This is a genomic window from Kocuria sp. WN036 (assembly GCF_002287015.1).
GTDB lineage: Bacteria > Actinomycetota > Actinomycetes > Actinomycetales > Micrococcaceae > Kocuria > Kocuria rosea.
The window spans coordinates 51,478-76,997 of the sequence record NZ_NSKF01000017.1; the positions used below are offsets into that span (position 1 = coordinate 51,478).

23 protein-coding genes and 1 tRNA gene are annotated in these 25,520 nt (G+C 72.8%); 10 read left to right on the top strand and 14 right to left on the bottom strand.

The genetic code is table 11. The features are described from left to right. Nucleotides 1–83: 83 nt before the first annotated feature. Nucleotides 84–959: an endonuclease III gene (nth, locus tag CK505_RS11645; RefSeq protein WP_017832515.1), complete on the bottom strand. Its 876-nt coding sequence runs from the start codon at nt 957–959 to the stop codon at nt 84–86. Between the two features lie 174 nt (nt 960–1,133). On the opposite strand from nth, the gene acs reads away from it, so the two are divergent. Then, a complete protein-coding gene (gene acs / locus CK505_RS11650; protein ID WP_017832516.1) occupies nt 1,134–3,083 on the top strand; it encodes an acetate--CoA ligase in 1,950 nt (649 codons plus the stop codon). 109 nt (nt 3,084–3,192) lie between these two features. After that, nucleotides 3,193–3,642 carry a type II 3-dehydroquinate dehydratase gene (gene aroQ, locus CK505_RS11655; RefSeq protein WP_017832517.1) on the top strand — a complete coding sequence of 150 codons (450 nt, stop codon included), beginning with the start codon at nt 3,193–3,195 and terminating at the stop codon, nt 3,640–3,642. A 4-nt stretch (nt 3,643–3,646) separates the two neighbouring features. Here aroQ and CK505_RS11660 read toward each other — a convergent pair whose 3' ends face one another. Then, complete coding sequence (locus CK505_RS11660) at nt 3,647–4,810, bottom strand: MarP family serine protease (RefSeq protein WP_095651151.1); 1,164 nt, start codon at nt 4,808–4,810, stop codon at nt 3,647–3,649. Between the two features lie 252 nt (nt 4,811–5,062). Here CK505_RS11660 and CK505_RS11665 point away from each other — a divergent pair, with 252 nt between their 5' ends. Next, complete coding sequence (locus CK505_RS11665; RefSeq protein WP_017832519.1) at nt 5,063–5,740, top strand: Crp/Fnr family transcriptional regulator; 678 nt, start codon at nt 5,063–5,065, stop codon at nt 5,738–5,740. Nucleotides 5,741–5,818: 78 nt separating this feature from the next. On the opposite strand, the gene CK505_RS11670 is transcribed toward CK505_RS11665, so the two are convergent. From CK505_RS11670 to CK505_RS11680, 3 genes are read right to left on the bottom strand one after another with little or no spacing between them, the layout of a single operon-like run. Further along, nucleotides 5,819–6,739 (bottom strand): NUDIX hydrolase, encoded by a 921-nt coding sequence (locus tag CK505_RS11670; protein WP_255250942.1) that lies wholly within the window; start codon nt 6,737–6,739, stop codon nt 5,819–5,821. Beyond that, entirely contained in the window at nt 6,723–7,208 is a 486-nt protein-coding gene (locus CK505_RS11675; protein ID WP_095651153.1) for a RidA family protein, read from the bottom strand. Before CK505_RS11675 ends, CK505_RS11670 begins: the two co-directional genes overlap by 17 nt. A gap of 39 nt (nt 7,209–7,247) precedes the next feature. Further along, nucleotides 7,248–7,442 (bottom strand): hypothetical protein, encoded by a 195-nt coding sequence (locus CK505_RS11680; RefSeq protein ID WP_031282517.1) that lies wholly within the window; start codon nt 7,440–7,442, stop codon nt 7,248–7,250. 91 nt (nt 7,443–7,533) lie between these two features. Here CK505_RS11680 and CK505_RS11685 point away from each other — a divergent pair, with 91 nt between their 5' ends. Both CK505_RS11685 and CK505_RS11690 read left to right on the top strand, forming a co-directional pair. Next, complete coding sequence (locus CK505_RS11685) at nt 7,534–9,690, top strand: transglycosylase domain-containing protein (RefSeq protein ID WP_095651154.1); 2,157 nt, start codon at nt 7,534–7,536, stop codon at nt 9,688–9,690. Nucleotides 9,691–9,713: 23 nt separating this feature from the next. Beyond that, nucleotides 9,714–10,634, top strand: a complete 921-nt coding sequence (locus CK505_RS11690; RefSeq protein ID WP_095651185.1) for a metallophosphoesterase — start codon at nt 9,714–9,716, stop codon at nt 10,632–10,634. A 48-nt stretch (nt 10,635–10,682) separates the two neighbouring features. Here the strand turns inward: CK505_RS11690 and CK505_RS11695 are convergent, their stop codons facing one another. Beyond that, on the bottom strand, nt 10,683–11,261 hold the full coding sequence (locus CK505_RS11695; protein WP_176475330.1) for an alpha/beta hydrolase: 579 nt from the start codon (nt 11,259–11,261) through the stop codon (nt 10,683–10,685). Next, nucleotides 11,258–11,416: a hypothetical protein gene (locus tag CK505_RS18475; protein ID WP_165979625.1), complete on the bottom strand. Its 159-nt coding sequence runs from the start codon at nt 11,414–11,416 to the stop codon at nt 11,258–11,260. The genes CK505_RS11695 and CK505_RS18475 overlap by 4 nt, the downstream gene beginning before the upstream one ends. 258 nt (nt 11,417–11,674) lie before the next feature. Between CK505_RS18475 and CK505_RS11700 the strand changes: the two genes are divergently transcribed. The 4 genes from CK505_RS11700 to CK505_RS11715 all read left to right on the top strand — a co-directional run bounded on the left by CK505_RS11700 (nt 11,675) and on the right by CK505_RS11715 (nt 16,566). After that, nucleotides 11,675–14,524 (top strand): FAD-binding and (Fe-S)-binding domain-containing protein, encoded by a 2,850-nt coding sequence (locus CK505_RS11700; RefSeq protein WP_095651155.1) that lies wholly within the window; start codon nt 11,675–11,677, stop codon nt 14,522–14,524. A 68-nt stretch (nt 14,525–14,592) separates the two neighbouring features. After that, nucleotides 14,593–15,087 carry a MarR family winged helix-turn-helix transcriptional regulator gene (locus CK505_RS11705; protein WP_095651156.1) on the top strand — a complete coding sequence of 165 codons (495 nt, stop codon included), beginning with the start codon at nt 14,593–14,595 and terminating at the stop codon, nt 15,085–15,087. A gap of 5 nt (nt 15,088–15,092) precedes the next feature. Continuing rightward, complete coding sequence (locus CK505_RS11710) at nt 15,093–15,515, top strand: organic hydroperoxide resistance protein (protein WP_095651157.1); 423 nt, start codon at nt 15,093–15,095, stop codon at nt 15,513–15,515. A 43-nt stretch (nt 15,516–15,558) separates the two neighbouring features. Beyond that, nucleotides 15,559–16,566, top strand: coding sequence for an NADP-dependent oxidoreductase (locus tag CK505_RS11715; RefSeq protein ID WP_095651158.1), 1,008 nt, complete (start codon nt 15,559–15,561; stop codon nt 16,564–16,566). A 9-nt stretch (nt 16,567–16,575) separates the two neighbouring features. Here the strand turns inward: CK505_RS11715 and CK505_RS11720 are convergent, their stop codons facing one another. The 5 genes from CK505_RS11720 to CK505_RS11740 all read right to left on the bottom strand — a co-directional run bounded on the left by CK505_RS11720 (nt 16,576) and on the right by CK505_RS11740 (nt 23,279). Next, the gene (locus CK505_RS11720) at nt 16,576–17,274 is read right to left on the bottom strand and encodes a haloacid dehalogenase type II (RefSeq protein WP_095651159.1); all 699 of its coding nucleotides are present in this window, start codon (nt 17,272–17,274) and stop codon (nt 16,576–16,578) included. A 61-nt stretch (nt 17,275–17,335) separates the two neighbouring features. Next, nucleotides 17,336–18,046, bottom strand: coding sequence for an HAD family hydrolase (locus CK505_RS11725; RefSeq protein WP_095651160.1), 711 nt, complete (start codon nt 18,044–18,046; stop codon nt 17,336–17,338). Between the two features lie 169 nt (nt 18,047–18,215). Further along, nucleotides 18,216–19,820 (bottom strand): M28 family peptidase, encoded by a 1,605-nt coding sequence (locus CK505_RS11730; protein ID WP_095651161.1) that lies wholly within the window; start codon nt 19,818–19,820, stop codon nt 18,216–18,218. A 163-nt stretch (nt 19,821–19,983) separates the two neighbouring features. Then, nucleotides 19,984–21,429 (bottom strand): M28 family peptidase, encoded by a 1,446-nt coding sequence (locus CK505_RS11735; RefSeq protein WP_095651162.1) that lies wholly within the window; start codon nt 21,427–21,429, stop codon nt 19,984–19,986. 260 nt (nt 21,430–21,689) lie between these two features. Next, a complete protein-coding gene (locus CK505_RS11740; RefSeq protein WP_095651163.1) occupies nt 21,690–23,279 on the bottom strand; it encodes a M20/M25/M40 family metallo-hydrolase in 1,590 nt (529 codons plus the stop codon). A gap of 254 nt (nt 23,280–23,533) precedes the next feature. Between CK505_RS11740 and CK505_RS11745 the strand changes: the two genes are divergently transcribed. Then, a tRNA-Pro gene (locus CK505_RS11745) sits at nt 23,534–23,610 on the top strand. Nucleotides 23,611–23,693: 83 nt separating this feature from the next. Here the strand turns inward: CK505_RS11745 and CK505_RS11750 are convergent. Both CK505_RS11750 and CK505_RS11755 read right to left on the bottom strand, forming a co-directional pair. Further along, nucleotides 23,694–24,569: a type II secretion system F family protein gene (locus CK505_RS11750; RefSeq protein ID WP_255250943.1), complete on the bottom strand. Its 876-nt coding sequence runs from the start codon at nt 24,567–24,569 to the stop codon at nt 23,694–23,696. A 36-nt stretch (nt 24,570–24,605) separates the two neighbouring features. Further along, a complete protein-coding gene (locus CK505_RS11755; protein WP_255250944.1) occupies nt 24,606–25,511 on the bottom strand; it encodes a type II secretion system F family protein in 906 nt (301 codons plus the stop codon). Between the last annotated feature and the right edge of the window lie 9 nt (nt 25,512–25,520).

Below are 25,520 nucleotides of genomic sequence, written 5' to 3' on the forward strand. Positions count from 1 at the left end.
GCGGGCCACGCGCAGCAGGTCCTGGTAGGCGTCGCCCACGGGTCGTCCTCCTCGGTGGTCGCGTCGTCGGTGGTCGGTGCCGCTCACGAGCTCAGGGGCCAGCCGTCGGCCTGCAGCTGGGCCCGGCTGCGCCCGGCGAGGAACAGCTCCAGCAGCTCCTCCCGGCCCGGGGCGAACTCGTACTTGAGCAGGGCCGCCGCCTGGGCGGTGTCCGTGGGGCCCTCGCCGTAGGACGGGCACAGGTCCGCGACGGGGCACACCCCGCACGCGGGCCGCCGGGAGTGGCAGATGCGCCGCCCGTGGTAGACGAGCCGCTGGGACAGGTCGGTCCAGTCGCGGGGCGCGAACAGGGCGGCGACGTCCCGCTCGACCTTGACCGGGTCCTCCTCCGCGGTCCAGCCGAAGCGGCGGGCGAGCCGGCCGAAGTGGGTGTCCACGGTGATCCCGGGGATCCCGAAGGCGTTGCCGAGCACCACGTTGGCGGTCTTGCGGCCCACGCCGGGCAGGGTGACGAGGTCCTCCAGCCGCCCGGGCACCTCGCCGTCGTGGTCGTCCACGATCTTCTGGGCCAGGGTCCGGATGGCCCGGGTCTTGGCCCGGTAGAAGCCGAGCGGGCGGATGATCTCCTGGATCTCGGCCTCGTCCGCCTCGGCGAGCGCCCGCGGCGTGGGACAGGCGGCGAAGAGCCGCGGCGTGGTCGCGTTCACGCGCACGTCGGTGGTCTGGGCGGAGAGCACCGTGGCCACGAGCAGCTCGTACGGGGAGCGGAAGTCCAGCTCGGCGACCGCGTACGGGTAGGCCTCCGCGAGCACCGCGTTGATCCGGCGGGCCCGCCGCTTGAGCGCCAGCGGGGACTCGGGGGAGCCCGTCCGGCGGCGCCGTGCGGCGCCGGCGCGCGCCTTCGCGGGGTCCACGACGCGCAGGTGGGCGGGCGGGCGGGGCACGGCAGTCGGGACCATGCCCCGATTCTAGGCGGCGCGCCCGGAGGGGTTCCGTGACTCGGTGCGGCGTGGCCCCTGTGGAACCGGGTGCACCGATCGTCTAGGGTGAAAACGACACTATGTGAGCTGTGACACGGACGTCCGGTGCCGCCGGGGGTCCGTGCGCGGTGTGCGACGAGAAGGGAAGACCACATGGCTTCAGAGACCACGTCCGCCGAGGGCAGGACCTTCGCCCCGAGCCCGGAGTTCGCGGCCCAGGCCAATGCCACCGCCGAGCTCTACCGCCAGGCGGAGGAGGAGGGCGTCGACTTCTGGGGCCGCCAGGCACGGGAGCTGCTGACCTGGAACAAGGAGTTCACCGAGGTCCTCGACTGGTCGAACCCCCCGTTCGCCAAGTGGTTCCAGGACGGCACCCTCAACGCGTGCTACAACGCCGTGGACCGCCACGTGGAGGCCGGCAACGGGGACCGGGTCGCCATCCACTTCGAGGGTGAGCCCGGCGACAGCCGCAGCTACACCTACGCCCAGCTCAAGGACGAGGTGTCGAAGGCCGCCAACGCCATGGAGAGCCTCGGCGTGACCAAGGGCGACCGCGTGGCCCTCTACCTGCCGATGATCGCCGAGGCGGTCATCGCGATGCTGGCCTGCGCCCGCATCGGCGCGATCCACTCCGTGGTCTTCGGCGGGTTCTCCGCCGACGCGCTGCGCTCGCGCGTCGAGGACGGCGAGGCGAAGCTCGTGGTCACCGCGGACGGGACCTTCCGCCGCGGCAAGCCCTCCATGCTCAAGCCGGCCGTCGACGACGCCCTCTCCCGCGGCGGCGCCACCGTGGAGCACGTCCTCGTGGTCCGCCGCAACGAGGCCGACATCGAGATGACCGAGGGCCGGGACGTGTGGTGGCACGACGCCGTCGAGGCCGCCTCCCCGGAGCACACCCCGTCCGAGCAGGGCGCCGAGGACCCGCTGTTCATCCTCTACACCTCCGGGACCACCGGCAAGCCCAAGGGCATCATGCACACCACGGGCGGCTACCTCACCCAGGGTGCCTTCACCCACAAGAACGTCTTCGACCTCAAGCCGGAGACGGACGTCTACTGGTGCACCGCCGACGTCGGGTGGGTCACCGGCCACTCCTACGTCGCCTACGCCCCCCTCGTCAACGGCTCCACCCAGGTGATCTACGAGGGCACCCCGGACTCCCCGCACCGCGGCCGGTTCTGGGAGATCGTGCAGAAGTACGGTGTGACGATCATGTACACCTCCCCCACCGCGATCCGCACCATGATGAAGTGGGGCGAGGAGATCCCGGCGGAGTACGACCTCTCGTCCCTGCGGGTGCTCGGCACCGTGGGCGAGGCCATCAACCCCGAGGCGTGGACCTGGTTCCACCGGGTCATCGGCGGCGGCCGCTGCCCGATCGTCGACACCTGGTGGCAGACCGAGACCGGCGCCATCATGATCTCCCAGCTGCCGGGCGTGACGACCGCCAAGCCGGGCTCCGCGCAGGTGCCGATCCCCGGCATCAAGGTCGACGTCGTGGACGACACCGGGCAGTCCGTGCCCAACGAGACCTCGGGCTTCCTGGTGCTGCGCGAGCCGTGGCCCGCGATGCTGCGGACCATCTGGGGCGACGACGACCGCTACGTGGACACGTACTGGTCCCGGTTCGGCGAGATGTACTTCGCCGGCGACGGCGCCAAGCGCGACGCCGACGGGGACGTGTGGATCCTCGGCCGCGTCGACGACGTCATGAACGTCTCCGGCCACCGCCTGTCCACCCCGGAGATCGAGTCCGCGCTCGTGTCCCACCCGTCCGTGGCCGAGGCCGCGGTGGTGGGCGCCACGGACGAGACCACCGGCCAGGCCGTGATCGCGTTCGTCATCCTCTCCGACCAGGCCGACGCCGAAGGCCGGGACAAGGCCGAGCTGGCCGAGGAGATGCGGGCCCACGTGGGCAAGGAGATCTCCCCGATCGCCAAGCCCAAGAAGGTGCTCATCGTCCCCGAGCTGCCCAAGACCCGGTCCGGGAAGATCATGCGCCGGCTGCTCAAGGACGTGGCGGAGGACCGGGAGGTCGGCGACGTCTCGACCCTCGCGGACCAGACCGTGATGCAGCAGATCGTGGACTCGCTCGCCAAGTAGTCCGCGCCCCAGCTCCGCAGCGCCCCCTCGCCCCTGCCGTGCGAGGGGGCGCTGCGGCGTCCGGGGGCCGCGCCCGGACCGGCGGGCGCCGGAGTGAGAGGATGCGGGCATGACCAGCACGCGCAGACCGATCTACGTCCTCAACGGCCCCAACCTCAACCTGCTCGGCGTCCGGCGCCCGGAGGTGTACGGCACCACGACGCTCGCGGACATCGAGGAGGCCGTGCGCGCCCGGGCCGCCGCGGGCGGGTGGGACGTCGAGTTCCACCAGTCCAACCACGAGGGCGTCCTGGTGGACCGGATCCAGGAGGCCCGCACGGAGGGCGCGGCGATCGTGATCAACCCCGCGGCCTTCACGCACTACTCGATCGCGATCCACGACGCGCTCGAGGCGGCGGAGCTGCCCGTGGTGGAGGTGCACCTGTCCAACGTGCACCGGCGCGAGGCGTTCCGGCACACGTCCTACGTGTCCCTGCAGGCGGACGTGGTGATCGCCGGGGCGGGGGCCTTCGGCTACGAGATGGCGGTCGAGCACCTGCTGCGGACCCTGGAGGGGTAGCCGCTCAGGCGGCGCAGGAGCCGGAGTCCACGGCCTGGGTGGCGCCCGCGGCGGCGCCCAGCGCCCCGCGCAGTTCGTCCAGGGTGAGGGCGTAGCCGACCTGCCCCTCGAGGGCCTTGGCGAAGACGACGCCGACGACGGAGCCGTCCTGCGCCACGAGCGGGCCGCCGGAGTTGCCCTGCTGCACCTGACCGGCCAGCTGGATGATCTCCATCGTCCCACCGGTCCCCTCCACGGGCGCGAGCGCGGTGCCCTGCACGGTGGCGGGCCCGGCGGCGAACGGCCCGCCCAGGGGGTAGCCCATGAAGGCGACCGAGTCCCCGGCCGCGGGGTCCGCCCCGAGCGGCAGCGCGGCCAGCGGCAGGGACGGCGCGGAGAGGACGGCGAGGTCGGAGCCCGGGTCGTAGTGGACGACGGCGGCGGCGTGCACCTGCCCGTCCCGGGTCTGCACCACCGGCTCGTCCACCCCGGCCACCACGTGCGCGTTGGTCACCACCTGCCCGGCGCCGGTCACGAAGCCCGAGCCGGTCTGGTTCTGGCGGCACTCCACCGCCATGCCGTAGACCTGCACCACGGACTGCCCGGCCGCCTGCAGCGCGGGCGTGCTCGTGCTCTCGTCGGGGGCCTCCTCGGCGGGGAAGAGCAGCTCGTCGAGCTGACGGATGCCGGTGGCCCCGCCCACGGCGTCCCGGGCCTCGGTCACCGCGGCGCGCACCGGTCCCGGGGTGTGCTCGTCGATCGTGCGCAGCACGGTCGAGGACGCCACCTGCTGGGACACGGCCGGGATGCCCAGCTGGCCGACGAGCGAGGCGAGCAGCGAGAGCACGAGCGCGGCGACGGCCACGTCGAGGGCCGCCCCGGCGATCCGGTTGAGCGCGCCCAGGCGCATGCGCTCGGTCACGGCGGACAGGGCGCGGCCCAGCAGCCCGCCCAGCATCTGCCCCGCCACCAGCAGGACCAGGACCGTGGCGAGCACGGCGCCCACGCGGTACTGCGGGTCCACCTGCGCACTCACCCACGGGGCGGCCGAGAACGCCGCCACCCCGCCGAGCACGAGCCCGGCCAGGGAGAACAGGGAGTTGAAGAAGCCGCGGCTGAACCCGTAGAAGAGGTAGCCCAGGAGCACGACGGCCAGGAGGACGTCGAGCAGGTTGAAGGACGGAGACATCGGGTTCCTCTGCGGTTTCTTCGGGGCCGGGGGCCGGGGAGCGAGCCACCAGCATAGGGAGCGCGGCTGGGAGATCCGTGGAGCGGGCCTGCCGCTCCGCCCTGGCCCGCCGCGCCCGTCCTTGGGATTCGCGGGCCGGAGACACTACAGTGAACGTCAGGTACGTTAGGTCGCTCACACACCGGTGCGGGCGACTCCCGCTGACATCGGCCGCCACGGGCAACGGCCCGGCGGCACATCTTGAGGAGAACCATGGATATCGACGTCCTCCGCCGCGCTCCCCTGTTCGCGTCCCTGGACGACCAGGCCTTCGCCGCCCTCACCGAGGAGCTCACCGAGGTCGACCTCTCGCGCGGCTCCACGCTGTTCCACGAGGGCGATCCGGGCGACCAGCTGTACTTCATCATCTCGGGCAAGATCAAGCTCGGCCGCACCGCCCCGGACGGCCGCGAGAGCCTCGTGGCGATCATGGGCCCGGGTGAGCTGTTCGGCGAGATGGCGCTGTTCGACCCGAGCCCGCGCTCCACGTCCGCGACCGCCGTGTCCGAGACGCGCCTGGCCGGGCTCAAGCACGAGAACCTCAAGAAGGTCATCGAGCGCTCCCCCGACGTCTCCGCGCAGCTGCTGCAGGCCCTGGCCCGCCGGCTGCGGCGCACCAACGAGAGCCTCGCCGACCTGGTCTTCTCCGACGTGCCCGGCCGGGTGGCGAAGGCGCTGCTGGACCTGGCCGACCGGTTCGGCCGGCCCGCCACCGACGGCATCCTCGTGGCGCACGAGCTCACCCAGGAGGAGCTGGCCCAGCTCGTCGGCGCGTCCCGCGAGACCGTGAACAAGGCGCTGGCCGAGTTCGTCCAGCGCGGCTGGATCCGGCTCGAGGCGCGCGCCGTGGTGATCCTCGACCTGCAGCGGCTCAAGCAGCGCAGCCGCTGAGTCCTGCCCCGGCACCGGGACGGCCCGGTCACCCTCGCGGGTGACCGGGCCGTCCGCGTGTGCGGGCACGGAGGCGGCTCAGGTCAGGTCGAGGCGCAGCACGGGCCGGCCGTCGTGCACCTCGAGCACCGGGTTGCGGGCCACCACGGCCCGCTTCTTGGCCAGGAAGGCGATCGCCGAGGTGCACTCGGCGACCGACTCGAGCACGCACTGCACGCCGGGCGAGGAGAGGTCGTCGATCGTGCGGCCCACGGTGTCCTCCTGCCCCACGAGGTCCCCGAGCCAGCTGCCCGCCGGGTCGGCCACGGCCTGCGCGGCGTCCACCCAGCGGCCCCAGACGCCCTTCGACTCGAGCACGGACGGGGCCTGCCCATCGGGGACCACCGCGGTGAAGTAGTGGATGTCGTACCGGCGGTGGGCGAAGTCGGAGGTGATCCAGTGCGCGAGGGGCTTGAGCAGGTCGGAGCGCAGCACGAGCCGGCGCCGGCCGAGGACCTGGGCGAGGGACACGTCCCCCACGGCGAGCGCCTCCCGGGAGCGCATCCACTCGGCGCCCTCCACGGACTCGATGGTGCTCATCGTGTCCGACCCGGCCAGCAGGACGCCGGCCTCCTCGAACGCCTTGCGGACCGCGGCGACCACGGTGCGCCGCGCCCGGCCGAGGTCGTCCTCGACGCCGAGCCTGCGCGCCCAGTCCGCGGGGCTGGGCCCGGCCCAGTCGAGGGGCTCGTCGTCGTGGGGCTCGAGGGTCCCGCCGGGGAATCCGACGGTGCCGAGCGGTGAGTTGCCCGGGCGGTACTTGAGGTAGGTCTCCACGCCGTGCTCGCCGTCCCGCACGAAGACCACCGCGGCGGCGGGTGAGGGGGCGCTGCCGGGGATGCCGGCGCCCCGCTCGAGCCAGGCCTGCGCGGCCCCGCGCTGGCCCTCCGGGATCTCGAACCAGCGCACGGCCGGCGGGCGGCCCTGCCGCGGGGGCTGCGGCTCAGCGGAACTCGGCAACGAGCTCCACCTCGACCGGCGCGTCGAGCGGCAGGACCGCGACGCCCACCGCGGAGCGGGCGTGCACCCCGGCGTCGCCGAAGATCCGGCCCAGCAGCTCGGAGGCGCCGTTGATCACCCCGGGCTGGCCGGTGAAGCCGGGGTCGGAGGCCACGAAGCCGACGACCTTCACGACCCGGACCACCCGGTCCAGGTCCCCGACGGCCTCCTTGACCGCGGCCACGGCGTTGAGGGCGGCGCGGGCCGCGAGCTCGTGGGCGTCCTCGGGGGAGACGGTGCCCGCCGCCCCGGACGCGGACACCTTGCCGGTGGCGGGCAGCTGCCCGTCCACGAAGGGCAGCTGGCCCGAGGTGTGCACCCACGAGCCGGTGACCACGGCGGGCACGTAGGCGGCCACGGGGGCCGCGACCGCCGGGAGCTCGAGGCCGAGCTCGGCGATGCGGGATTCGACGGCGGAGCCGTTGCTCATGGAAGTCCTCCGGTGTGGTAGGGCTGCGGTGTCCGGGCGTCAGCCCTTGGGTCGCTTGAAGTAGGCGATGGGGTTGGTCTGGACGGGGGCGTTCACGTTGCCCGCCGGGACGTCGGCGGGGGTGCTGCCGGGGAGCACGGTGACGAGCTCCCACCCGTCGTCGCCCCAGTTGTCGAGGATCTGCTTGGTGGCGTGGATCATGAGCGGCACGGTGGCGTATTCCCAGGTAGTCATGGCCCCAGCGTAGCCACGAACACGGGGACGCGCTCCGCCGTGACGGGCCGCACACCGGCTGCGGCCAGGTTCGCGCTTGTAGACTGTCCGAATGGCTTCCCGCAAGAACCCTGCCGCGCAGGCACCGTCAGCCCTGGGCAACGTCGTGGCGTTCATCGCCACGAGCGTCGTTGCCGGCATCGTGGCCGCCGGTCTCCTGGTCCCCCCCGCAGCCGCAACCGGTCTCGCCGCCAACGCCTCCATCGGGTGGTTCAAGGACCTCCCGGCCCAGATGGAGGCGGGGCCGATGTCGCGCGCCTCCACCGTGGTGGCGCGGGACGGGACCGAGATCGCCACGTTCTACGCGCAGAACCGCACCCCTGTGTCCCTGGACGAGATGTCCCCGCACATGAGTGCCGCGATCCTCGCGATCGAGGACCGCGACTTCTACGAGCACGGCGGCGTGGACCTCGGCGGCATCCTGCGCGCCCTGGGCAACAACATCATCCGCCCGGACGCCCGCCAGGGCGCGTCGACCATCACGCAGCAGTACGTGAACAACCTGCTCATCGACTCCCAGGTCCGCGCCGGCGAGGAGGCCACCACCATCGGCGCCGACAAGGGCTACACGGACAAGATCAAGGAGATCAAGCTCGCCCTGTCCATGGAGCAGGAGCTGAGCAAGGACGAGATCCTCGAGGGCTACCTCAACATGGTGCTCTTCGGCGGGCAGAACTACGGCGTGGAGGCGGCGGCCCAGTACTACTGGGGCATCCCGGCGTCCGACCTGAGCGTCTCCCAGTCCGCCGTCCTGGCCGGGATGGTGCAGTCCCCCAACTACTACGACCCGGCCGCGAACCCGGAGGCGGCCACCGAGCGGCGCAACATCGTGCTGGACACGATGCTCACCACCGGGGCCATCACCCAGGAGGAGCACGCGGCCGCGGCCGCCGAGCCCATCGAGGTGGACCCCAACCCCACGAACTCCGGGTGCACGGCCGCCGAGGTCGCCCCCTACTTCTGCGACTACGTGGAGAACTCCATCCTCCAGGACTCGGCGTTCGGCGAGACCCCCGAGGAGCGGCTCAAGACCCTGCAGCTCGGCGGGCTCACCATCACCACCACGCTCGACGTCGAGGCCCAGCGGGTGGCCGAGGAGTCGGTCAACGAGACCCAGCCGCGGGACGACAACCCGGACAACGTCTCCACCGCGCTCGTCTCTCTCGAGCCCACCAACGGCGACATCGTGGCGATGGCGCAGAACACGTACTACTCCACCGGCGAGGGCGCCTCCAACACCACGTACAACTTCAACGTGGACTCGTGGATGGGCGGGGCCGGCGGCTTCCAGGTCGGCTCGACCTACAAGCCGCTGACGTACGCCGCGTGGATCGACGCCGGCAACGGCGCGGAGGATGAGATCGACGCGACCCGCACCCGGTGGCCCGCCGACCACCGGTGGAAGGCCTCGTGCCTGGAGCGCGGGTACAAGATCGAGCCCGGCAACAACGGCGAGGGCTTCGAGATCCAGAACGCCGAGTCCGGCTACACCCGGGAGATGGAGGCCGACTTCGGCCTGTACAACTCCATCAACACCGCGATCTACGCGATGGCCGAGGACCTCGACCTGTGCGACATCGGGGAGATCTCCGAGTCCCTGGGCATCGTCAACGGCAAGGACGGCGAGCCCGTGGACACCACGGTCCTCGCGTCCCTGCTGGGCGGCTCCGTGGACATCTCCCCCATGACCATGGCCCGGGCCTACTCGGCGTTCGCCAACCGCGGCGAGATGTGCGAGCCCCGCGCCCTCGAGCGGGTCGTGGACTACACCGGCAAGGAGTACGACATCCCCGAGACGTCCTGCGAGCGCGTGATCAGCGAGGACGTGGCCGACGGCGTGAACTTCGCGCTCAACCAGACCCTGATCCGCGGCTCCGGCTGGCAGCGGGAGATCGGCCTGCCGGGCGCCTCCGCCGCCAAGACCGGCACCACCGACAACTCCACCCAGACGTGGATGATCGGCTACACCCGCGGCCTGGCCACCGCGTCCTGGGTCGGCAACTACGAGTTCGGCTCCCGGTCCCTGAACGGGCTGTCGATCGGCGGGGAGCGCACCGAGGGCGACGACTGGGTGGACGGCTCCACCTACGCCGGCGGCCAGTGGCAGCGGTTCATGGAGGAGGTGGCCCGGGACTACGACACGGACGAGTTCGAGGAGCCCTCCGACCGTGTGCTCAAGGGCCGCAACGGCACCTCGGAGCCCGGCTGAGGCCGGGAGCGGGAGTGGATCGCGTGCACACCCCCCGGGGCCGGGGCGCCGTCGCGCCCGTCCTGCGGACCGCCGCCGCCGTGACGGCGGCCGGTGCCGGGGCGGCGGCGGGCCTCGGCGCGTGGGGCGTCGTCGTCGAGCGCCGCCGGTTCCAGCTGCGCACGGAACGGCTCCGGCTGCTGCCCGAGGGCAGCGCGCCGCTGCGGATCCTGCACCTGTCGGACCTGCACGTCTGGCCCGGCCAGCGCGCCGTGCGGGAGTTCGTGCACTCGCTCGCGGCGCTGGAGCCGGACCTCGTGGTGGACACCGGGGACAACCTCTCCCACCCCGGGGCGCTGCCGTGGCTGCTGGAGATCCTGGAGCCGCTGTTCCGCTTCCCCGGGGCCTACGTCCCGGGGTCCAACTGCTACTTCGCGCCGCGGCCCAAGAACCCGTTCCGCTACCTGTGGCGGGACACCTCCGGGGAGGGCCGGGACGAGGCGCCCCGGCTGCCCACCCAGGACATGCACGACGCGTTCGACGCCGCGGGCTGGACGCCGCTGATCAACCGCTCCGCCCGGATGGAGGTCGCGGGCCTCGCCCTGGACCTGTCCGGGGTGGACGACCCGCACCTGGGCTACGACCGGCACCCCGGCTTCGGCGACCCCGCGACGGCGGACCTGCGCCTCGGGGTGGCCCACGCCCCCTACCTGCGGACCCTCGACCGCTTCGCGGCGGACGGCGCGCAGCTGGTGCTGGCCGGGCACACGCACGGCGGGCAGGTCTGCTTGCCGGGCGGGCGGGCGCTGGTCAGCAACTGCGACCTCGAGCCGGAGCGCTGCAAGGGGCTCATCACCCAGGGCGGGGTGCCGGTCAACGTGTCGGCGGGCCTGGGGACGTCCCGCTTCGCCCCGATCCGGCTGTTCTGCCCGCCCGAGGCCGTGCTGCTGACGCTCACGGACTGAGCGGGCCGCCCCCGACCGCCCGCACGCCGGCCGCCCGCGCGGGCGCCTTCAGCCGCCGCGCGGCACCAGGGCCTCGAGCACCGCGGGCAGGCGGGTGACGCCGTCGGAGCCGCAGAAGTGTCCCGCCCGCGGCACCACCCGCACGGGGGCGTCGAGCCGCGCGGCGAGCGCCTCGGTGGCGGCCGCCGGCACGGTCGGGTCGTCGTCCGAGCGCAGCACCAGGCGACGCCGGGCGTTGGCGCGCACGGCGGAGACGTCCACGTCCTCGGCGAGGAACTCGTCGAGGAGCGGCACGGCCTCGAGCCGTCCCGTGAACCCGGCCACGAGCACCAGCCCGCCCAGCGTCCACGGCTGGGGCAGACCGGCGAGGTGGCGCAGGAGGGTGATGCAGCCCAGGCTGTGGCCCACCAGGTGGGCGTGCGGGTCCGGCTCGCCGACCGCCCGTGCCACGGCGGCCAGCCACGCCCCGGCTTCCGGGAAGGACGGCTCCGGCAGCTCCACGACCTCGGTCCGCACGCCCTCGGCGGCGAGCCGTTCGCGCAGCCACGGGAACCAGTGCTGGTCGGGGGCGGCGTCGTAGCCGTGCACCACCACCACCCGGCGGACCTCCGGCTCGGGCTCGCTCACCCGGAGATCTCGGGGACCGCCACGATGATCCGGTGGTTGGTCTTGTCGCACAGGTACATCTCGACCGTGCCCTCCGGCACCGGGCCGCCCTCGGGCCACTGGTCCTCGGGGATCTGGCGCAGGGGCCCGCCGCAGGACGGGCAGATGGGGTCCATGGTGATCTCCTCCAGGGGTCGGCTCCCGGGCCGGCGGGCCCGTGGCCCGAGCTTCCCCCAAAACGACGCCGCCCACAATCCCCCCGCACCGCCCGGGGCCGGCGGACCGGACGGACGCGGGCGCATGGGCGCGCGCACGGGCCCGGTCTGCCGGGTCCCGGCGGCCCCCGCCGGACGGACCGCTGCGGCGCCTGTGGTCACACCATAGGATGTGGCGTGGACCACCCCGGTTGCCCCGCCTCCCCGTCAGGAGATCCCATGACCGCCCCCACCACGCATCCCGTCCCCGCCCCCGAGGCCCTGCTGGAGGAGCTGCGGGCCGGGTGCGGCCGCGACGCGGTGGTGACCTCGGAGCTCGAGCACCGCGCGCTGGCCCACGACGCCTCCCACTACCTGCTGCAGCCCGCGGCGGTGGTGCGCCCGCGCTCGGCCGCGGACATGGGCCACCTCTTCCGCGCGGTCGCCCGCCACGGCCTGGGCCTGACCTTCCGCTCCGGCGGGACGTCCCTGTCCGGGCAGTCCGTGACGGACCAGGTGCTGGTCGACGTCCGGCGGAACTTCCGGGGGGTCGAGGTGCTGGACGGCGGCCGGCGGGTCCGTGTGCAGCCCGGGGCCACGGTGCGGCAGGTCAATGCCCGGCTGGCCCCGTACGGCCGCAAGCTGGGGCCGGACCCGGCGAGCGAGGCCGCGTGCACGATCGGCGGTGTGGTGGCCAACAACTCCTCGGGCATGGCCTGCGGGACCGAGGCCAACACCTATCGGACGCTGGAGTCCCTGGTGTTCGTCCTGCCCTCCGGGACCCGGGTGGACACCGCGGACCCGGACGCCGACCGGCGGCTGCGGGAGCTCGAGCCGGCCCTGCACGAGGGTCTGCTGCGGCTGCGGGACCGGGTGCGCGGCGACCCGGCGTCGGTGCGCACGATCGAGCGGCAGTTCTCGATGAAGAACACCATGGGCTACGGCCTCAACTCCTTCCTGGACCACGACGAGCCGGTGCGGATCCTCGAGCACCTGATGGTCGGCAGCGAGGGCACCCTGGGCTTCGTGGCCCAGGCGGTCTTCCGGACGGTGGAGATCCTGCCGTTCGCCTCCACGGGACTGCTGGTGTTCCCGGACCTGGCCACGGCCACCCGCACGGTCCCCGCCCTGGTGGCGGCCCGCTCGGCCACGGTCGAGCTGCTGGACGCCACGTCCCTGAAGGTCTCCCAGCGCACGGGACTGGCCCCGGCGCAGATCCTGGACATCGACGTCCGCGACCACGCGGCGCTGCTCGTCGAGTACCAGGGCCGCACGCCCGAGGAGGAGCAGGAGCTCTCGGCGGGCGCCGCCGGGCTGTTCCGCACCCTGGACCTCGCAGTACCGCCCGCCCTGACGGACGACCCCGCGTCCCGGGCGGCGCTGTGGACCGTGCGCAAGGGCCTCTACACCACCGTGGCGGGTGCCCGGCCGAGCGGGTCCAACGCGCTGCTCGAGGACGTCGTCGTCCCTGTCGCGGAGCTCGGCGAGACCTGCGAGCAGCTCACGGGGCTCTTCGACGCCCACGGCTACCGGGACTCGGTGATCTTCGGGCACGCCAAGGACGGCAACGTGCACTTCATGCTCAACGAGCAGTTCGACCGCCCGGACCTGCTGGCCCGCTACGAGCGCTTCACCGAGGACATGGTCGCCCTGGTCCTCGACCACCACGGCTCGCTCAAGGCCGAGCACGGCACGGGCCGCAACATGGCGCCGTTCGTGCGCCGGCAGTACGGGGACGAGCTCTACGAGGTCATGGTGGCGCTCAAGCGGCTCGTCGACCCGGGCGCGCTGCTGAACCCGGGCGTGCTGCTCAACGAGGACCCCACGGTGTACGTGCGGGACCTCAAGACCGCGCCCACGGTGGAGCAGGAGGTGGACCGGTGCGTGGAGTGCGGCTACTGCGAGCCGGTCTGCCCGTCCAAGGACCTCACCCTCACGCCGCGGCAGCGCATCGTGGGCCGCCGGGAGATCGCGGCGGCCGAGGAGCGGGGGGACACGGAGCTCGCCGGCCGGCTGCGCGCCGAGTACGACTACGAGGGCCTGCAGACGTGCGCCGTGGACGGGATGTGCGTGACGGCCTGCCCCGTGCTCATCAATACGGGGGACCTCGTGCGCCGGCTGCGCGCCGAGGACCACAACCGGGTCGCGGACGCCGGCTGGGGCGCCGCCGCGCGGGCGTGGGGGGCGACGACGACGGGCGCCGGGCTCGGCCTGACCGCCGCGAAGGCCCTGCCCGCCGCGCTGCCGGCCGCCGCGACCGCCGCGGCCCGGGCCGTCCTCGGCGCAGAGCACGTGCCGCAGTACAAGGCGGAGCTGCCCGCGGGCGGCCCGCCCCGGCCGCACCGGCGGGACCCGGCCGCGGAGGCCGTGTTCTTCCCGGCGTGCATCAACTCGATGTTCGGCACGGCCGCCCGCCCCGGGGGCGGCACGGGCCTGACCGCCTCGGAGGCGTTCCTGGCGCTGTGCGACCGCGCCGGGGTGCACGTCACCGTCCCCGAGGGCATCGGGAACCTGTGCTGCGGGACGCCGTGGAAGTCGAAGGGCCTGCCCACCGGGTACGCCACGATGTCGGAGCGGACGCTGGCCGGGCTGTGGGAGGCGACCCGCCAGGGCGAGCTGCCGGTCGTCTGCGACGCCGCGTCCTGCACCGAGGGCCTGGAGACCATGTCCGAGCTGGCGGCGGCGTCCAGCGAGTACCACGCGCTGCGGTTCGTGGACGCGGTGGAGTTCGTGGCGGACCGGGTGCTGGGGCGGCTGACCGTCAGCCGCCCGATCGGGTCCATGGCACTGCACCCCACGTGCTCGAGCGTGCACCTGGGCATCACCGGCGCCTTCGAGACCCTGGCCCGGGCGATCAGCGAGGACGTGGTCGTGCCGAAGGACTGGGGCTGCTGCGCCTACGCCGGGGACCGCGGGATGCTGCACCCCGAGTTCACGGCCTCGGCCACCGCGGCCGAGGCCCGCGAGGTCACCGGCCGCCGCTTCGACGCCTACGCGTCCCTGAACCGCACGTGCGAGCAGGGCATGACGGAGGCCACCGGCCACCCGTACCGGCACGTGCTCGAGCACCTGGAGGAGGCGACCCGCTGATCCGCGCCCCAGTTTCGGTTGTGCACAACTGAGTTGTGCTCAACCGACCCCTGTGCCACCATGGGGTCATGGACGCAGATCTCCGGCTCGACGCGCAGCTGTGCTTCGCGCTCTACGCCGCCTCACGTGCCACGACCGCGGCCTACCGCGAGCCGCTGGCGGAGCTCGGCCTGACCTACCCGCAGTACCTCGCGCTGCTCGCGCTGTGGGAGGCGGACGGCCAGACCGTCTCGGCGCTGGGCTCCCGCCTCCGCCTGGACAGCGGCACCCTCTCCCCGCTGCTCAAGCGGATGGAGACCGGCGGGCTCCTCGAGCGCCGCCGGGGCCACGACGACGAGCGGCGGGTCACCGTCCACCTCACGCCGTCCGGCCACCGGCTGCGCGAGCGCGCCCCGGCCGTGCAGCGGCGCGTCCTGGAGGCCTCGGGGCTGACCGCCGCCGAGATGGAGACGCTGCGGGCCCTGGCCCGGAGGATCGGCGCCCCCGCCGATCCGGACGCCGCGGACCGCGCCGGTGCGGACAGCACCGGAACCCGAACCACCACCACCGACACCCAGGAGTGACCAGCATGGACACCGTCTACACCGCCGAGGCCCTCGCCACCGGCGCCGGCCGCGACGGCCGCACCCGCACCACCGACGGCCGGATCGACCTGGGCCTGGCCGTCCCGCAGGAGATGGGCGGCTCCGGCGACGGCGCCAACCCCGAGCAGCTCTTCGCCGCGGGCTACGCCGCGTGCTTCCACTCCGCGCTGCAGATGGTGGCCCGGCAGGAGCAGGTGAAGCTCGGCGACTCCAGCGTCGGGGCCCGCGTGGGCATCGGCGGCGACGGCCAGGGCGGCTTCGGCCTCGAGGTCGACCTCGAGGTCGTGCTCCCCGACCTCGACCGGGCCACCGCGCAGGCCCTGGCGGACAAGGCCCACCAGGTGTGCCCGTACTCGAACGCCACCCGCGGCAACGTCGACGTCCGCGTGACCGTCGCCGACGACTGATCCCCGCTCGCCCGCTCCCTTCCCTCGACCCCCAGGAGAACCGATGAACCCGCCCACCAGCACCCGCCAGGTCGTGCTCGCCTCCCGCCCCGACGGCACCCCCACCCCCGAGAACTTCCGGCTCGAGGAGGCCGCGCTGCCCGCGCCCGGCCCCGGCCAGGTCGTGGTCGCCAACCGCTGGATGTCCGTGGACCCGTACATGCGCGGCCGGATGAACGACGTGAAGTCCTACGTCCCGCCGTTCCAGGTGGACCGCCCGCTCGACGGCGGCGCCGTGGGCGAGGTCATCGCCTCCTCCGCGCCCGAGCTGCCCGTGGGCGCCACGGTGCTGCACGGGGCCGGGTGGCGGGAGCACGCGCTCGTCGAGGCCGCCTCGGCCACCGTGGTGGATCCCGCCCTCGCCCCGGAGTCGGCCTACCTGGGGGTGCTCGGCATGCCGGGGCTCACCGCGTACGCCGGCCTCATGGCGGCCGCACGGTTCCGGCCCGGGGACACGGTCTTCGTCTCCGGCGCCGCCGGGGCCGTGGGCTCGCTCGTCGGCCAGATCGCGAAGCTCAGCGGCGCCGCCCGCGTGATCGGCAGCGCCGGCTCCCCCGAGAAGGTCGCCCGGCTGCTGGAGCTCGGCTTCGACGCCGCCTTCGACTACCACGACGGCCCGGTGCTCCCCCAGCTGCGGCGCGCGGCGCCCGAGGGCATCGACGTCTACTTCGACAACGTGGGCGGCGAGCACCTGGAGGCCGCGATCTCCGCGCTGAACGTCCACGGCCGCGTGTGCCTGTGCGGGGCGATCTCGCAGTACAACGCGACCGAGCCCCCGGCGGCGCCGCGGAACCTGGCGCTGGCGATCGGCAAGCAGCTGAGCCTGCAGGGCTTCCTGGTGAGCGGTCACCAGGACCTGGGCCCGGAGTTCCGCGAGAAGATGGCCGGCTGGCTCGCGGCCGGCGAGATCCGGTGGGACGAGACCGTGCGCGAGGGGCTGGACGACGCCCCGCAGGCGTTCATCGACCTGCTCGCCGGGGCCAACACCGGCAAGATGGTCGTCAAGCTGTGAGCTGAGCCGTCAGGCCGTCAGCCCGGCGCCGCCGGCCGCCAGCCGCGCGGCGAGCTCCCGCACCCCGGACACCCTGAGGTCCGGGGTGCGCGCGTACGCCGGCCAGGGCGAGCCGTGCCGGTCGATCCAGGCCGTGCGCAGCCCCGCCCGGGCGGCGCCGTGCAGGTCCCAGGGGTGCACCGCGACCATGAGCATCTGCTCCGGCGGCACGCCCCAGGCCCCGCTCGCCCAGGTGTAGGCCTCGGACGCCGGCTTCCAGCAGGGGGCCTCCTCGACGGAGCAGACGCGCTCGAAGTGCTGCCGCACGCCCCCGCGCTCGAGCAGGCCCTCGGCGGTGGCCGCGGAGCCGTTGGTGAGGGCCGTGAGTCGGAACCCGGCGTCGGCCAGGGAACGCACCCCGTCCGGGACGTCCGCGTGCAGGGGCAGCCGCTGCACGGCGTCCAGGACCCGGGCCACGGCGTCCGCCACGTCCCCGGCCGGCCGGTGCAGGGTGAAGAGCGCGCGCGCCGTCTCCTGCCCCAGCACGGAGAACGGCTGGGCCTCGCCGTGGACCGCCAGCGCGAAGCCCTCCCGCAGGACGGAGGCGAACCACGTGGCCGCCAGCTCCCCCGGCACCCCGACCTCCTCGAAGGCGTGGCGCAGGGGGCGCATGTCGGAGAGGGTCTCGTTCACGTCGAACACGAGGACGGGTCTGTCGTCGGTGGTCATTCCGGGGCCTTTCGTTCGCGGTGGTGCGCGGCACGGTCCGCGCGGGAGCCGGCGGGGGCGCTCAGCCTGCCGGGACGAGCCGGCCCAGGGGGCTGTTCTCGAAGTCGTCGAGGAGGGCCTGCGGGTCCGCGTAGACGGCCACGGCCCCGGCCTCGCGCAGCTCCGTCTCGCTGATCCCGCCGCTGGTCAGGCACACGGCGTCGAGGCCGAGCTTCCACGCGGACTCGACGTCCCAGCGGGCGTCCCCCACCACGATCGCGTCCTCGGGGCGCAGGTTGCCAGCCTCCAGCGCCGCGGCGAAGATGTCCGGGGCGGGCTTGCTGTGCTCGGCGTCCGTGGCGGTCGTGACCGCCGTGAGCAGGTCGTCCGAGCCGAGGGCCTCCCGCATGGCGGCCACCTCGGTGACGTTCGACGACGACGCCAGCACCACCACGAGCCCCGCGTCGGTGCAGCGGCGCAGCAGCTCGGCGGCGCCGCGGGTGGGCTTGAGCCCCGGCCAGTGCACGGAGAACAGGGCCCCGTGGGCCGCGCCGATGGCGTCGTCCCCGTCCCGGTCCCGGTCCGCGGGCAGCAGCTCGTCGATCAGCTGCTCCGAGCCCATGCCGATGAGCCGGTGGATGCGGTGCATGGGGACGTCGTGCCCGGCCTGGTTGAAGGCGTGCCACCAGGCGACGGTGTGCAGGTAGCTCGAGTCGATGAGGGTGCCGTCGACGTCGAACAGGACGCCGCGGCGGGTCGGCGCCGAGCGGTCGGGAGTCCGGGGAGGAGTCATGGCCTCACCCTCCCACCCGGTGGCCGGGTGAGCAATGGGGCGCGGAGCCGCGGTGGCAGCGCGGGTGCTTCGGAGGAACTCGTCCTGCCGTCGTGGAACGCGACCGCCCCCGCCGACAACGACTGTGCAGAGGAAGGTCGGTGGCCGCCCGGCCCCGACCTCCCGCCGCTCACTGCACCGGCACGTCTTCAGCGGCGCTGTGCGGGCCGCTCCCCTGGTCCGCGGTGGCCGGGCCGAGCGGGAGCCCGCGTCCGTCCTGCTGCGCGCTCTCGTCCCCCCCCGTGCCGTCGACGTCCCGCGTGGAGGCCGCGAAGCGCTGGATCACGGCTGCCGCCGCGTCGGTCATCTCGCCCAGTCCCCGGGCGTCGACGTTGGCGAGGTCGTCGCACGCGCCGTGGTAGCAGAAGTCGTAGGCGACTCCGGCCCGGCCGCCGAACAGCGCGGCCTGCTCCGCGGTCTTGATCCCCTCGGCGCCGGTGAACAGACCGCCGGAGGGGACGCCCTCGGCGATGAAGGGCCCGTAGTCGCTGCGGCCGCTGAACTCCGTCTCACCGGAGGCCAGGCCCACGGAGCCGAAGTGCTCGTGGAAGGCCGCCTCGATCGCGGCCGAGCCCGCCGGGGCGATCACGGGGCCGTCGGGGCCCTGCACGGGCGGGAACGCGGAGTGGTCGCCGTCGTAGACGAACCGCCCGTGGTTCGGGGAGCCGATCATGTCGAAGTTCAGGTACACCGCGATGTCCTCCAGCGCGGCGGGGTCGTTGGTCTTCAGGTCCGCGACGTAGTGCCGGGAGCCGCGCAGGCCGAACTCCTCCGCGCCCCACCAGGCGAAGCGCACCGTGTTCGCGGTCTCGGTGCCCGCGAGCGCCTCGGCGATGGCCAGGATCCCCGCGGAGCCCGAGCCGTTGTCGTTGATGCCCGCGCCCTCGGGGACGCTGTCCAGGTGGGCGCCGACCATCACCGTGCTCCCGGGATCGCCCGAGCCCGTCTCGGCGAGGACGTTGACGGTCTCGCGGTTCTCGGAGACGGTCTGCGCCGTCACGGTCACCTCGCCACCGCCCAGCAGGGCGGTCCCGGCCGCATGGCTGAGACCGACCACCGGGAGGGTCGTGGCGCCGGGCTCCCCGAGCGTGCCGGCGACCACGCCCTCCTCGCCGGGCAGACCGGTGTTGAAGACCAGCACCGCGGAGGCCCCGGCGGCCTGGGTGTTGGCGGCCTTCACCCCGAAGGTGCACGTGCCCCGCTGGAGCAGGGCGACGCTGCCCGCCGTGAAGCCGGCGAAGTCCTCGGCCTCGCAGCCGCTGGTGCTCGCCGCCGGGGCGCCGGTGGTGTCCACGGCCTGCACCGGGGCGGTCACCGTGCCGGACCCGGAGTAGACCATGACGGCAGCCTCCGCCGCGGTCAGGGTCCGCGGCACACCGCCCGGGCCGGGCACGGCCACGGTGGTCGGGACGACCTCCTGGAAGAACGGGAAGGAGAAGCTCTGGACCCGCGGGGCGTAGCCGGCGGCGCGCAGCCGGCCGACCACGTAATCCGCGCTGCCCCGGTAGCCCGGGGTGCCCGAGGCCCGGTTGCCGCCGTTGGCGTGGGCGACGGCCTGGAACACCTCGAGGTGGTCCAGCACCTGCTGCACGGGCACGGCCGCGGCGGTCGGGGCGAGCGCTCCGGCGTCGCCGGCCTCCCCCGGAGCCGCCGTGACGGCGCTCGGCACGGTGAACGCGAGGGTGCCGGCCAGGGCCGCGGCCACGGTCCATCGGCGGGGTGTGGGGTGCGGCATGGGGCCTCCCGGGGCCTGAGGCCGATCGGGGGCTCGACCGTGTCCGTCATGGGCCCCATCGGACGGGTGGAGTCCTGCGCACAGGATCTCAGCTCCAGGTCAGGGGCACAATGACCGGACGGATTGTGGCGCCGGGAACCGCATCCGTCTCAGTGCGGCCGCCTCACTCGGTCTGCCTCTGCGCGGCGGCGTTGCTGGGGCCGCGGCCCTGGTCGACAGCGGCGGGGGGAACGGGCGCCACGATGCCGAGCAGCCGCCGGCCCTCCGTCTCGAGGTCCTCGGTGGAGTTCGCGAAGCGCAGGACGACGGCGGAGGCCGCGCCGGTCATCTCCTCCAGCGTCCGGAGGTCGACGTTGCTGAGGTCGTCGCAGGACGCGTGGTAGCAGAAGTCGTAGCCGATGCCGGCCCGGCCGCCGAACAGCGCCGCCTGCTCCACGGTCTTGATCCCCTCCGCCCCCGTGAACAGACCGCCGGAGGGGACGCCCTCGGCGATGAACGGCCCGTAGTCGCTGCGGCCGCTGAACTCCGTCTCGCCCGAGGCCAGGCCCACGGAGCCGAAGTGCTCGTGGAAGGCCGCCTCGATCGCGGCCGAGCCCGCCGGGGCGGGCACCGAGCCGTCCTCCGGGCCGAAGGCCGAGGCGTCGCCGTCGTAGACGAAGCGACCGTGGTTCGGGGAGCCGATCATGTCGAAGTTCAGGTACAGCGCGATGTTCCCGAGCGTCCCGGCGTCGTTGGTCTTCAGGTCCGTGACGTAGTGGCGGGACCCGAGCAGGCCGAACTCCTCCGCGCCCCACCAGGCGAAGCGCACCGGGTTGGCGGTCTCCGTGCCCGCGAGCGCCTCGGCGATGGCCAGGATGCCCGCGGAGCCGGACGCGTTGTCGTTGATCCCGGGGCCCTCCGGGACGCTGTCCAGGTGGGCCCCGACCATGACCGTGCGCTCCCCGTCGCCGGAGCCCGTCTCGGCGAGGACGTTGAACGTCTCCCGGCTCTCGGAGACGGTCTGCGTGCTGACCGTCACCTCGCCCCCGCCCAGCAGGGCCACGCCGGCCGCGTAGCTCAGGCCGACCACGGGGACGCTCACCCCGCCGGGATCGCCCAGGGTGCCGGCGACCGCGTCCTCCGCGCCATCCAGTCCCGTGTTGAAGATCAGCACCGCGGAGGCCCCGGCGGCCTGGGCGTTGGCGGCCTTCACCCCGAAGGCGCACGTGCCCCGCTGGAGCAGCGCGATGTTCCCCGGCACGAAGTCGGCGAAGTCCCCGGCCTCGCACCCGCTGGTGCTCGCGGCTTTCCCGCCAGTCGTCCCCACGGCCTGCACCGACGCCGTCACGGTCCCGGAGCCGGAGTAGGTCATCACCGCCACGTCGGTCGGGGGAAGCTGCCGTCCGCCCGCGCTGACCGTGGCCGGGGCGGTCTCCTGGAAGAAGGGGAAGGTGAACTCCTGGACCTGCGGGGCGTAGCCGGCGGCCCGCAGCCGGCCGACCACGTAGTCCACGCTGCCCCGGTAGCCGGACGTGCCCGAGGCGCGGTTGGCGTTGTTCGCGTTGGCGATGGCCTGGAACACCTCGAGGTGCTCCAGCACCTTCCCGACGGGCACGCCCGCCGCGGTCATCGGGACCACCCCGTCGCGGTCGGGGTGGCGGCGGCCACGGTCCGGTGGTGGTGGGTGCGGTGGCGCATGGGATCTCCCGGGGCAGGGGCCGATCGGGGGCTCGACCGTGGGGTCGGCTCCATCGTGCTGGTGGAGCCCTGTGCCCAGAATCTCAACTGCTCGTCAGCGGCACAACGGTTGGGCGGATTGTGGCGCAGCGAACGGCCCCGCCCCCGGCAGTTTGCGCCGGGGGCGGGGCCGTTCGCTGGGCCTCGGGACCGTCAGGCGGCCGCCTTGTCGTGGCCGTGCCCGTGGCCGCGACCGTGCTCGGAGTGCGGGCCGTGGCCGCGGTCGTCGCCCTTGGGATGGCCGACGGCGCCCTTGCCCTTCTGCCGGTAGGGCTTGCCCTCGCCGTTGACGTCGTGGGTGGACATCGCGTAGCGCAGGACGACCGCCGCGGCGGCGTCGGACATCTCCTCCATGCCCTGGAGGTTCACGTTCGAGATGTCGTCGCACGCGGAGTGGTAGCAGGAGTCGTAGGCGACACCGGCCTGGCCGCCGAACAGCTCGGCCTGCTCCTCGGTCTTCACGCCCTCGGCGCCCGTGAAGAGGCCGCCGGAGGGGATGTCGGCCTCGATGAACGGCCCGTAGTCGCTGCGGCCGCTGAACTCGGTGTCCCCGGAGGCCAGCCCCACCGAGGCGAAGTGCTCGTGGAACGCCGCCTCGATCGCCGCGGAGCCCTCGGGGACGTTCGTGTCGCCGGGGTCGAAGGTGGAGGCGTCCCCGTCGTAGACGAAGCGCCCGTAGTTCGGGGAGCCGATCATGTCGAAGTTCAGGTACATCGCGATGTCCTCGAACGCCTCGGGGTCGTTCTCCCGCAGATCGGTCACGTAGTGCTCGGCGCCCAGCAGACCCAGCTCCTCCGCGCCCCACCAGGCGAAGCGCACGGTGTTCTCGGTCTTCGTCTTGGCCATCGCCTCCGCGATGGCCAAGATGCCGGCCGACCCGGTGCCGTTGTCGCTGATGCCCGCGCCCTCGAGCACGCCGTCCAGGTGCGCGCCGACCACCACGGTGTTCTCGGGGTCGCCCGAGCCGGTCTCGGCGAGGACGTTGTAGGTGGTGCGGGTCGCCGAGACGGTGTCCGTGGCGACCGTGACCTCGGCTGCGTCCAGCAAGTCCACGCCCGCCTGGTAGCTGAGGCCGACCACCGGCAGGGACGTGGCCTCCGGGGAGCCCAGGGTGCCGGCGACGGCGTCCTCGGCGTTCGGCAGGCCCGTGTTGAAGATCAGCACGGCGCTCGCACCGGCCGCCTCCGCGTTCGCGGCCTTGACCGCGAAGGAGCAGGTGCCGCGCTGGAGCAGAGCAATGTCGCCCGCTTCGAAGCCGGCGAAGTCGCTCGCCTCGCAGCCGCTCGTGCTGCCCACCCGGGCCCCTGTGGTGTCGACCGCCTGCACCGCGCCGGTGACGGTGCCCGTGCCGGAGTAGGTCATCACCGCGACGTCCTCGGCGGCGAGATGCGTGCCGTCCGCGGCGACCGTGGCGGGGGTGCGCTCCTGGAAGAACGGGAAGTCGAACGCCTGGACCTCCGGGGTGTAGCCGGCGGCGCGCAGCCTCTCGACCACGTAGTCGACGCTGGCCTGGTAGCCGGAGGTGCCGGAGGCGCGGTTGCCGTCGTTGGCCTCCGCGATCGACTGGAAGGCGTTCAGGTGCTCCGTGAGCTTCTGCTGGGAGACGGCCTGGGTGATCTTGTGGGTGGTGTTGTTGTTGCTGGTGTCGCGGGTGGGGGCCGCGACGGCACTGGTCGCCGTGAGGGTCAGGGCGCCGGCCAGGGCGGCCGCGGTGATCCAGTGGCTGGGCTTGCGGACGGGCATGGAACCTCCAGGTGAGCGGCGGCCGGGAGGTAGCCCGGCCGTGACGCGGTTCACAGTCATCGAGGAATGACTCGGATTTGCACATGCTCACAAATGGGTTACCGACCGGTCAATAACTTTTGTCCACTAGTTGGGGGACAGCACCCGGAGCCGACACCGTCGCAGAACCCCGATTTCCCACCCGCGCGGCCAGATGGCTATGATGGAGCAGTTGTTTCCGGCTGAGATCTTTTCTGCTGAGTCCGGATGCTTCACGGGATGTGGCGCAGCTTGGTAGCGCGCGTCGTTCGGGACGACGAGGTCGCAGGTTCAAATCCTGTCATCCCGACCACCAGCGAAAGGCCCCGGACCAGTCGGTCCGGGGCCTTTCGCATGTCGCGACGACGACGCACGGGTCGCGTCCATGTGCCGGTGCTAGAACTGCTCCATCGCGTTGAGCACCACGGGGCCCATGATCATGAGCAACAGCACGGGCAGGATGAGCAGCATGAGCGGCACCACAATTTTGACTGGAATCTTCATGGCCTGCTCCTCGGCTCGTTGCCTGCGCTTCATGCGCATCTCCGCCGCCTGCGTTCGGAGTACCGAACTGATGGAGATTCCGTAGGCGTCCGCCTGGACCACGGCTCGCGTGAAGTTGCGCAGATCCGGCACGTTGGTCCGCTCCTCCATCGCGAGGTAGGCGTCCTTTCGGGGCACACCGACCCGCATGTCCCCCAGCGTGCGCTGGAGTTCCTCGGCCAACGGCCCCTTACCGTTCTCCCCTGCCCGGGACATCGCGGACTCGAAGCCGAGCCCGGCCTCCACCGCGATCAGCATCTGGTCCAGCGTGTCGGGCAACTCCAGACCGATTGCCCGCTGGCGTTCGATACCGCGACTGTAGAGGAGAAGATCGGGCACGAAGTAGGCCACGGCAGTGACCACGATGACGAGAGCGAGCATTCTACCGCTGGCGTTGCCAGCCAGCAGCAGCACTCCAAGAAGTAGACCGACCCCTGCCAGGAGCGGCTTGGCGGCGAGCAACCGTGAGAGGGGCCATGCAGCAGGGCGGCCAGCGAGTGCGTGCAGCCGATCGAGCCGGGCCACGCCCTTAGGCGTCGTCAGACGGTGGAGAGTGCCCAATGTGGGTCGGGTAGATCCGCCGACAGCGGCAATCTCGGCACTGAAACCACGGGACAAATTGTCCCGCACCTGACGCGCAGACGCACCGGCGGTGCTGAACACCGCCCATAGGGCCAGCGCCAATGCTGCGCCGAGGGCCACAACGGCGTACATGAGAGTCGGGGCCACGGGATCACTCCTGGAACTGTGAGGGAAATAAAGTGACTAGAACTTGAAGCTGACGATTTTGCGCATCCATAGCCCACCGATGACGAGCATGACGGTGGCGAGGGCCAACAAACCCCATCCGATAGGGTTCTGAAACATCGGTGTGAAAAAGGACGGATTCAAAAGGCTCATTGCTCCGGGAACCAAAAACGGCAAGGCCATCAGAATGTAGGCGGACAGCTTGCCCTCCGCGCTCAAGGACTTGACCTGGCGGCGGATCTGGTTGCGTTCCCGGATGGTGTGACCGACCTGGTCGAGGACTTCGGCGAGGTCACCGCCCACCTCCCGGTGGATGCCGATGGCCTGCGAGACCCAGCTGAAGTCCTCATTGGCCATCCGCTCCGCCGTTTCGTCAAGGGCCGTGTTGAGGTCGCGACCAAGACGGGTCTGGTTGACCACACGGGCCAATTCCTCGCTGGTCGGCGCTTGGGCCTCCCGTGAGACGGCGTCGACGGCGCGCAGGAGACTGTGGCCGGCCCGCAGGCTGCCTGCCAACAGCTGCAGGGTGTCATCGAGCTGGTCGGCGAAGGCTCGTCGGCGCTTGCCGACGGCCAGTCCCAGGAACACCCTCCCACCAAGCGGCGCCAGTATCAGCAGCAACAGGCCGAGCAGCGGTCCGCCGACCAAGAAGCCGAGAATGGCGGAGACCAGCCCCGCAGCACCCACCAGCACGAGGAAGTCGGCCGGGGAGAGGCGTAGTCCGGCCCTGTCCAAGGCGTCGGTGATGGACCGGGTCCAACCGTGGCGGTTCAGCGTGTCGGCAATCGCGCTGGTGGTGATCCCGGTGACGCGGCTGAGCACGGACGGCGGAGCCTCGTCGAGGCGCGGCGGCCGTCGCCGGTCCATGGGGAGCCGGGGCGTGGAGGAGCTGAACGTGATGAACAGCAGCAGCAGGAAGGCCATCAGACACAG

Excerpts from the sequence above, each read along its gene's own strand:
- nth (WP_017832515.1), bottom strand. The coding sequence starts at position 959 with ATGGTCCCGACTGCCGTGCCCCGCCCGCCCGCCCACCTGCGCGTCGTG.
- acs (WP_017832516.1), top strand. The coding sequence starts at position 1,134 with ATGGCTTCAGAGACCACGTCCGCCGAGGGCAGGACCTTCGCCCCGAGC.
- aroQ (WP_017832517.1), top strand. The coding sequence starts at position 3,193 with ATGACCAGCACGCGCAGACCGATCTACGTCCTCAACGGCCCCAACCTC.
- CK505_RS11660 (WP_095651151.1), bottom strand. The coding sequence starts at position 4,810 with ATGTCTCCGTCCTTCAACCTGCTCGACGTCCTCCTGGCCGTCGTGCTC.
- CK505_RS11665 (WP_017832519.1), top strand. The coding sequence starts at position 5,063 with ATGGATATCGACGTCCTCCGCCGCGCTCCCCTGTTCGCGTCCCTGGAC.
- CK505_RS11675 (WP_095651153.1), bottom strand. The coding sequence starts at position 7,208 with ATGAGCAACGGCTCCGCCGTCGAATCCCGCATCGCCGAGCTCGGCCTC.
- CK505_RS11680 (WP_031282517.1), bottom strand. The coding sequence starts at position 7,442 with ATGACTACCTGGGAATACGCCACCGTGCCGCTCATGATCCACGCCACC.
- CK505_RS11685 (WP_095651154.1), top strand. The coding sequence starts at position 7,534 with ATGGCTTCCCGCAAGAACCCTGCCGCGCAGGCACCGTCAGCCCTGGGC.
- CK505_RS18475 (WP_165979625.1), bottom strand. The coding sequence starts at position 11,416 with ATGGACCCCATCTGCCCGTCCTGCGGCGGGCCCCTGCGCCAGATCCCC.
- CK505_RS11700 (WP_095651155.1), top strand. The coding sequence starts at position 11,675 with ATGACCGCCCCCACCACGCATCCCGTCCCCGCCCCCGAGGCCCTGCTG.
- CK505_RS11705 (WP_095651156.1), top strand. The coding sequence starts at position 14,593 with ATGGACGCAGATCTCCGGCTCGACGCGCAGCTGTGCTTCGCGCTCTAC.
- CK505_RS11710 (WP_095651157.1), top strand. The coding sequence starts at position 15,093 with ATGGACACCGTCTACACCGCCGAGGCCCTCGCCACCGGCGCCGGCCGC.
- CK505_RS11715 (WP_095651158.1), top strand. The coding sequence starts at position 15,559 with ATGAACCCGCCCACCAGCACCCGCCAGGTCGTGCTCGCCTCCCGCCCC.
- CK505_RS11720 (WP_095651159.1), bottom strand. The coding sequence starts at position 17,274 with ATGACCACCGACGACAGACCCGTCCTCGTGTTCGACGTGAACGAGACC.
- CK505_RS11725 (WP_095651160.1), bottom strand. The coding sequence starts at position 18,046 with ATGACTCCTCCCCGGACTCCCGACCGCTCGGCGCCGACCCGCCGCGGC.
- CK505_RS11730 (WP_095651161.1), bottom strand. The coding sequence starts at position 19,820 with ATGCCGCACCCCACACCCCGCCGATGGACCGTGGCCGCGGCCCTGGCC.
- CK505_RS11735 (WP_095651162.1), bottom strand. The coding sequence starts at position 21,429 with ATGACCGCGGCGGGCGTGCCCGTCGGGAAGGTGCTGGAGCACCTCGAG.
- CK505_RS11740 (WP_095651163.1), bottom strand. The coding sequence starts at position 23,279 with ATGCCCGTCCGCAAGCCCAGCCACTGGATCACCGCGGCCGCCCTGGCC.
- CK505_RS11755 (WP_255250944.1), bottom strand. The coding sequence starts at position 25,511 with ATGGCCTTCCTGCTGCTGCTGTTCATCACGTTCAGCTCCTCCACGCCC.